The following is a 7,221-nucleotide window of genomic DNA, read 5'->3' as shown; positions in this document are numbered from 1 at the left end:
GATGAACGGTTGGGTGTATGCATATTATGCTTTATTGATAGCCTGTTTTATTATTAGTTTGTTTCACCTGGAACACAGGGAAGTAAAGCTATTAACCGTATTGCTCGGCGTATCTATTATCACAGAGGTGATAGTGGAAATGATCGGTACTAAAGGTTTAGGTTTTTTTATAGTGTATCATTTTTTTGTGGTGCTGGAATATAGTTTGATTACAATTATTCTCCGATCGGGGATCAGGGACTATCGCTGGCGTTTATTAATGGGTATTTCCATTTTCGTGTTTTGCTTTGTGTCTCTTTTCTACAGCTTTGTATTGGGCGGATGGCGTGCCTTTCCGGGTATCAACATCACCATAGAAAGCTTCCTGGTTATTTGCTGGTGCCTTTTATCCTTTTTTTCAATAACCCCGGATAGTGAAGCATCTATATTCCGGCACCCTGTTTTTTGGTTAACCCTTGCTTTCTTTATTTACTTCGCGGCTTCCGTGAGTGTAAACGCCTTTTATAACCTGTTACTGGAAAATGATACTACCAGGGCCAGGCATTTTTTCGCGGTGTTGAACTCATTATCCAATTACCTGTTGTATATTATGCTGATAAAAGGCGTAGTATGCTTCCGGTCAAACAGGATCTCTTTGTAGCAGTGATTTTTATTTCGTTGCTGGTTACCATCATGGGACTGGTGGTAGTGGCTGCGGTAATAAGTTATAAGAAGAAGCAGGATGCGTATTTACATCAGCTTAAGTTAATGAAAGAAGATTACGACAAACAATTAATGTGGTCCCAGATTGAAATGCAGGAAGAAGCCTTTGCCCACCTCGGACAGGAATTGCATGACGATATAGGCCAGTTATTAAGCAGCACCAAGCTCCTGATCAATGTTACCCAAAGGAGCATGAAGGAAATCCCGGATACGTTGCAGATTGCAGAAGATACCTTGAGCACCGCCATTCAACATCTGCGGGCGCTTTCAAAATCATTCAGCCGGCAGTGGCTGGATCAGTTCAGCCTGATAGAAAACCTGAAGGCGGAAGTGGAAAGGATCAATTCCAGCAGGGCTATTACGGTCAAATTTACTTATGAGCTGATGGAATTACCTTTGCAGGCGGAACCTCAGATCATCCTGTTCCGGATCATCCAGGAGGCCATGCAGAACTGCATTAAACATGCCCGGCCACAGGTGATTGACATCAGCATCCGGAAAGCAAACCAGCAGCTGATCCTCATTATTGCAGACGACGGTTCGGGTTTTGATAAAACCAGTATGTCGGCTATCGGTATGGGGATCCGTAATATGCAACACCGTACCAGCTTGCTTGGAGGCGATATCCGCTGGGAAGTAACAACCGCCGGCGGTACCGCCGTATTGATAACATTACCCCTTGAATAATTTTTGTTTATGAAGATCAACATAGGTATTGCAGATGATCACCAGTTGTTCCTGAAGTCACTTAGTTTGCTGGTGGGCGGATTCGCAGGTTTTCACATTGTAGCCGAAGCGATGAATGGCGAAGAAATGCTGGATAAACTGGCTCAGCTGCCTGCACCACCCGATATCCTGCTGCTGGATGTGAATATGCCGGTGATGGACGGCGCCAAAGCCACGGAAGCCGTACTGAAATTATATCCCACCGTTAAAGTAGTAGCCTTGTCAATGAAGGACAATGACGCCACGATCATAGAAATGCTAAAGGCCGGTTGCTGTGCCTATCTCCTTAAAGATATCCATCCCACAGAACTGGAAAAAGCACTAACAGAAATTTACAATACAGGTCAGTATAGCAACGATGCCTCCAATGTTAACTACCGCCGCCTGCTGCTGCAGTCGGAACAAAAACAAACACTTACGGAGCGGGAACGCGAATTTCTTCACCTCGCATGCAGTGATCTTACCTATAAAGCCATTGCCGCTAAAATGAATGTAACCGAAAGAACGGTGGATGGTTACCGGGAAATATTGTTTAATAAATTAAACGTACAAAGCCGCACCGGTATGGTGCTGGAAGCACTTCGCCGGCAGCTGGTTACTTTATAAGATTTAGTTTTCCCGCAGATTCCTTACCGGGTTGGATAAAGCCGCTTTCAGCGCTTTATAGCCTACCGTGATCCATGCCATCAGCAGCGATAACGTAATAGCATACACGAAAATATCCGGGCCAATTGTGCCGGCATGGATATGTTTTCTTTCTTGTAATGCTGCGGAGGACGGTTTTCAGGTAACTGTTAATCATGGTTAGCGGAAGCTGCAAAAAGCAGGTGAAAATACAAGGCATTCATATTCAGTAGTTTTAAGAATGCCTGTTTGTCCGGTTTCGAACAGCTGTTTCCAAATGCGGACAGTTTATCCGGACATTTGCAAAGTAAGCGATTGGTTTTCATAGTACTATTTGCTGGCATTTTCTTTGGGCGCGGGTATAGTCTCAACCAAAAGCTATGATTGCAAACTATTTCAATGTTGCTCTTCGCCATTTCCGCAGAAACAGGGGATACAGTGTATTGAATATTGCAGGCCTCACCGGAGGTATCGTTTGTACAGCGCTTATCTGCCTGTGGATAGAATCCGAGCTTAAGTTTAACCATGATATACCGGACTATGAGCACCTTTACATAGTCAGGGAAAACCAGACCCATGATGGTAAAATTTCTACCTACATGGGCACGCCGGGACCTATGGGTAAGGCATTACCGCAGGATGTGCCCGGTGTGGTAAGGGCTGCCCGCAGTGGTGGTAATTCCCGGGAACTGTTTAGCTGGAAGGATAAACATATGAATATAGACGGGCATTATACGGATGCTTCGCTGTTTGCTATGCTTGGGCTGCAGTTTGTAGGCGGCAATCCTGCCACGGCTTTTCAACAGATAAATTCCCTTGTGATCAGCGAGCGGATGGCCACCGCTTTCTTTGGCACCACAGATGCCGTGGGTAAAACACTTACCATGAATAACGGCAACGACTATATGATTACCGGTGTGTTCAAAGCGCTCCCGGAGAATGGCACTTTTAATTTCCAGTGGCTGGCGCCTTTTGAAGTAATAGAGGCCAGCCACGACTGGATAAAAAGATGGGACGCCAACGGCGTCCGCACCTATGTGCAGTTGTCGCCTCATGCAGATGTAGCAGCCGTGAACCGTCAGTTGAAAACATATCTCAGTACAAAAGCAAGTACCAATACCGTATGTTTTTTACAGGCTATGGACGACTGGAACCTGTATGATCAGTATACTGATGGCAAGGTTACCGGTGGCCGTATCCAATACGTTCGTCTCTTTAGTATCATTGCCGGCATCATCCTGCTGATTGCCTGTATTAATTTTATGAACCTTGCTACAGCTAACTCTGAAAAGCGCGCCCGTGAAGTGGGCGTGCGTAAGGTAATGGGCGCGGGCCGCGACAGGCTGCTGCTGCAATTCATGACAGAGTCGGTTACGATGGCTTTTATTGCCGTCATACTTGCTGTCCTGATCCTGCTACTGGTGCTGCCGGTATTTAACGCCATTATCGGTAAACAGCTGTCGCTTTCGTTGTGGAAGCCGTCGCATACCGGTGCGCTGTTGCTGATAGGGTTGCTTACAGGCGCCGTGGCAGGCAGTTACCCGGCTTTTTACCTTTCCTCGTTTAACCCGGTGGGCGTATTGAAAAAAATGAAAGGCAGCGGTAATGTGCTGGCAGGTTTTATCCGGCGGGGCCTTGTTGTTACGCAGTTCTCTGTTTCCATTATACTTATCATTTGTACTATCATCGTATACCAGCAGATTAGCCATGTTAAGTCCCGTAACCTGGGATTTGATAAAAACCGGCTGTTGTCTGTTAATATGCAGGGCCATGTCAGGGACCATTTTGAAGCGATACTGCATGACCTGAAGGAAACCGGCATGGTAACCAATGCCGCTTTAAGCCAGTCGCCCATGCTGAAGATCTGGTATAACGCCGACAACTATACATGGAAGGGAAAAGAGCCTGCAAAGAATGTGCTTATTACCTACGACGGTGTAAGCCCGCAATATATCAATACCATGAATATGCAGCTGCTGGCCGGCCGGGATTTTAATACCGATGCGCGTACAGACAGTAACAACGTGATCATCAATCGTTCGATGGCGGTAAGTATGGGAGCAGAAGGCAGGGTAGGCGGTATTATTTATAACAATAACCGCGCATATCATATTGTGGGTATCATAGGCGATTTCCTGTATAATAATATGTATACCGCCAGCGCCCCGTTCCTGCTTTTCAGCAATACGGATTATACGGAGTATATAAGCATCCGCTTTAAGCCCGAAGCGAATATTAACACGGCGCTCGCTGCTACGGAGAAAATATTTGCACGTTACAATCCCGGCTATCCTTTTGAATACACTTTCACAGATACTGAGTTTGCCGCCCTGTTCAGGGAAGAGATGCTTACCGGTAAGCTCGTCGCTTTTTTTGCCGGACTTGCCATCTTTATTTCATGCCTGGGATTATTCGGGCTGGCCGCCTACACCGCCGAGCGCAGAACCAGGGAAATCGGTATCCGCAAAGTGATGGGTGCTTCTGTTGCCGGGCTTACCGGTTTATTATCACAAGAGTATATGAAGTTGGTGGGTATTTCCTGTTTGCTGGCATTCCCGGTGGCCTGGTGGATGATGCAACGCTGGTTGCAGGCATATGAATACAGGATTGCTATCAGTGGCTGGATCTTTATTTTTGCGGGTTTGCTGGCTATAGCCATTGCACTGGCTACGGTGAGTTACCAGGCGCTGAAGGCTGCATTAGCCAACCCGGTGAAGAGCCTGCGGGCGGAATAGGCCCGGATATTTTTGTGGTTACAGATAAAGCAGTGCAGGAATTTTCAATACCGGAAATTCCTGCATTGTTTTTATTTTGTTTTACTGATTTTCGGGTTGATGAACTCCCATTCATTGATATGTGCGTTCCGGTGTTCTTTTTTCACGATGTTGCTGAACTCAGGCAACAGTTCCGGGTGTGCGGCAGCCACATCATGTTCTTCTCCTTTATCCGTGCTGAGGTCATATAGCTCCCAGGGAGCCGCCGGATTTTTCTTCAGGCCGTTTTTTATGGCTTTCCATTTTCCCATGCGGATGGCAACGGCGCCGCCTTTTTCGGGATATTCAAAGTAGAGATATTTTCTTCCGGTTAGCTGCGCATGTTTGCCGGTCATTTCCGGTAACAGTGAAATACCGTCGCCTGGCGGGGCGGGAATGCCTGCCATTGCGGCGATAGTGGCCATCAGGTCGTACTGTACGCATGGCAGCTCCGACGATGTTCCTGCGGGTATTTTCCCGGGCCAGCGCACAATAAACGGTTCGCGGATACCGCCTTCATAAAGGTCCATTTTAAGCCCTTTCAGGCCCCCGGTGCTGTTAAAGAAGACAGCATCAACACCACCGTTGAAAGTAGTGCCATTGTCGCTCGAAAACATGATAATGGTATTATTGTCCAGCCCGAGACTGGCCACCAGGTCCATGATGATGCCCACCTGTGAATCCAGGTAAGTGATCATGGCTGCATAGGCCGAGAGCGGGTATTTCTGCGGGCTATAGCCCTGCTGGCCGTAGTAGGGCTTTTCATTGAACTGGCCGATGTATTGCCGGAGCGCGCTGTCGGGCACCTGCAGGGAAACGTGCGGTATAGTATAAGGGAGATAAAGAAAGAAAGGACGTTGCTGATGCTTCCTGATGAACTGTGTGGCTTTCTGCGTCATTTCATCTATCGCATAATCTTTTCCTTTGTAATAATCGAAATCCGCATCCGTGGCGGTGGCTGGTGAGAGGGGCTTGTGCACATTGATAAAGGTATTCCGGAGGCTGTCGGCCTTCCCGTTTTCCCACAGGTGGGTAGGATAGAAGCTGTGTGATTGCTTCTGGTCAAGGTATCCGTAGAAATAATCAAACCCCTGCCGGTTGGGATCGCCGGTGTTATATGGCATGCCCAATCCCCATTTACCGATAGCGCCGGTAGTGTAACCGGCTTTCTGCAACATGGTGCCAATGGTTACCGTACCTTCCGGTAAGGGCATCTGACCGCCTTCCAGCGAATCGGCGAAGCCGCCCATTTCATAATTGCCGCGGATATAGGAGTGTCCTCCATGACGGCCGGTGAGCATCATACAGCGTGCAGGTGCACACACCGGTGTGCTGGTATAAAACTGGTTAAAGTGAATACCTTCTGCAGAGAGACGGTTGAGATGAGGTGTTTTTATTTTTTGCTGACCGTAAGGGCCTGTTTCTGCATACCCCAGGTCATCTGCATAAATAAAAATAATATTCGGTTTTTTTGTTTGAGCGGAGGAAATAAGGCCCTGCAGGGCGAGCCATCCCAACACGAGAGTTTTTCTTACCATGGCCGTCAGATTGTTTGTGTCAAGATAAAAAGGTTATGGAAGATAAACTATAGCAAAAGTATTATTGCGCAAGCGTTTGCGTACGGATAACCACCTCGTCGATGCGGTGGTGGTCCATTGTTTTTATTTCAAATATTACCTGGTGGAGCGTTACTTTTTCGCCGGGTACAGGAATGTGTTTCAGTTTATCTATCAGCAGCCCGGCGATGGTGATATCTTCTCTTTCATATTCACGGAGCCATTCAAAGTTCAGTGTTTCACGGATGTAGTTCAGTCGCGTGTAGCCGTAAGTAAGCCAGCTTTTGTCGGGCTGCTGCACCAGGTAGCGCTCTGTGGCGTTGAATCCCGGGAGGCTGCCACCAAGAAGACCGGATACAATGTCGTGATAGGAGATCATTCCTTCACAGGCGCCGTATTCATTGATCACCACGCCCATATTGGTATTTTCACGGCGCAGCTGCTGGAAAACATCGTACACAGCCTGGTTCAGCGACAGGAAAGAAACAGGGCCGAGGAGGGCTTCCAGGGGTTTATCAGGGTACAGCATAAATTCTTTTGCCCCCAGAGCACCGAGCATTTCCTTTTTATCATTGATCACCGGGAAGGTGCGGTGAATACTTCGTTTAATCGTTTCCGTTATTTCGGTCCTGTTCATTTCGTTTTTTACAAAGGTGATCATGCCTGAAGGCGTCATAATATTTTCTGCGGTAAGGTCGTACGCAGAAAACAGGTTCTTGTGGAGGGTAAATTCTCCTTTATCTATCAGTCCCTGTTTGTATGCGGTGGTGAGCATGCTCCGGAGGTCGTTTTCTGTTAGTTTTTCTTCCCGGATGGTATTTACGGAGAAGAGGCCGAGAATGATTTTTGTACTGGCAGTG

The 7,221-nt window shown here is 47.4% G+C and carries 6 protein-coding genes; 4 read left to right on the top strand and 2 right to left on the bottom strand.

Features of this window, described 5'->3' with window-relative positions; genetic code table 11:
* The 4 genes from VN105_RS05335 to VN105_RS05320 all read left to right on the top strand — a co-directional run.
* Positions 1-640 (top strand): hypothetical protein (locus VN105_RS05335; protein WP_325638665.1); only part of this gene is annotated, 640 nt, incomplete at its 5' end.
* On the top strand, positions 610-1,389 hold the full coding sequence (locus VN105_RS05330) for a sensor histidine kinase (RefSeq protein ID WP_325638663.1): 780 nt from the start codon (positions 610-612) through the stop codon (positions 1,387-1,389). The genes VN105_RS05335 and VN105_RS05330, both read left to right, overlap by 31 nt.
* 9 nt (positions 1,390-1,398) lie before the next feature.
* Positions 1,399-2,034, top strand: a complete 636-nt coding sequence (locus tag VN105_RS05325) for a response regulator transcription factor (RefSeq protein WP_325638661.1) — start codon at positions 1,399-1,401, stop codon at positions 2,032-2,034.
* Positions 2,035-2,432: 398 nt separating this feature from the next.
* Complete coding sequence (locus tag VN105_RS05320; protein ID WP_325638659.1) at positions 2,433-4,787, top strand: ABC transporter permease; 2,355 nt, start codon at positions 2,433-2,435, stop codon at positions 4,785-4,787.
* Between the two features lie 71 nt (positions 4,788-4,858).
* Here VN105_RS05320 and VN105_RS05315 read toward each other — a convergent pair whose 3' ends face one another.
* Both VN105_RS05315 and VN105_RS05310 read right to left on the bottom strand, forming a co-directional pair.
* Complete coding sequence (locus VN105_RS05315) at positions 4,859-6,343, bottom strand: arylsulfatase (protein ID WP_325638657.1); 1,485 nt, start codon at positions 6,341-6,343, stop codon at positions 4,859-4,861.
* 61 nt (positions 6,344-6,404) lie between these two features.
* Positions 6,405-7,221: transporter associated domain-containing protein (locus VN105_RS05310; protein WP_325638655.1), on the bottom strand; the 817-nt coding region annotated here is incomplete at its 5' end.

Origin of the sequence: Chitinophaga sp. (genome assembly GCF_035564935.1) — a bacterium.
Taxonomy (GTDB): domain Bacteria; phylum Bacteroidota; class Bacteroidia; order Chitinophagales; family Chitinophagaceae; genus Chitinophaga.
The sequence above is the reverse complement of the archived record's forward strand: the minus strand, read 5'-3'. Positions and strand labels throughout refer to the sequence as shown.

Bases quoted from the DNA above. Each gene is read 5' to 3' on its own strand.
- VN105_RS05315 (WP_325638657.1), bottom strand. From the start codon at position 6,343: ATGGTAAGAAAAACTCTCGTGTTGGGATGGCTCGCCCTGCAGGGCCTT.
- VN105_RS05325 (WP_325638661.1), top strand. From the start codon at position 1,399: ATGAAGATCAACATAGGTATTGCAGATGATCACCAGTTGTTCCTGAAG.
- VN105_RS05320 (WP_325638659.1), top strand. From the start codon at position 2,433: ATGATTGCAAACTATTTCAATGTTGCTCTTCGCCATTTCCGCAGAAAC.
- VN105_RS05330 (WP_325638663.1), top strand. From the start codon at position 610: ATGCTTCCGGTCAAACAGGATCTCTTTGTAGCAGTGATTTTTATTTCG.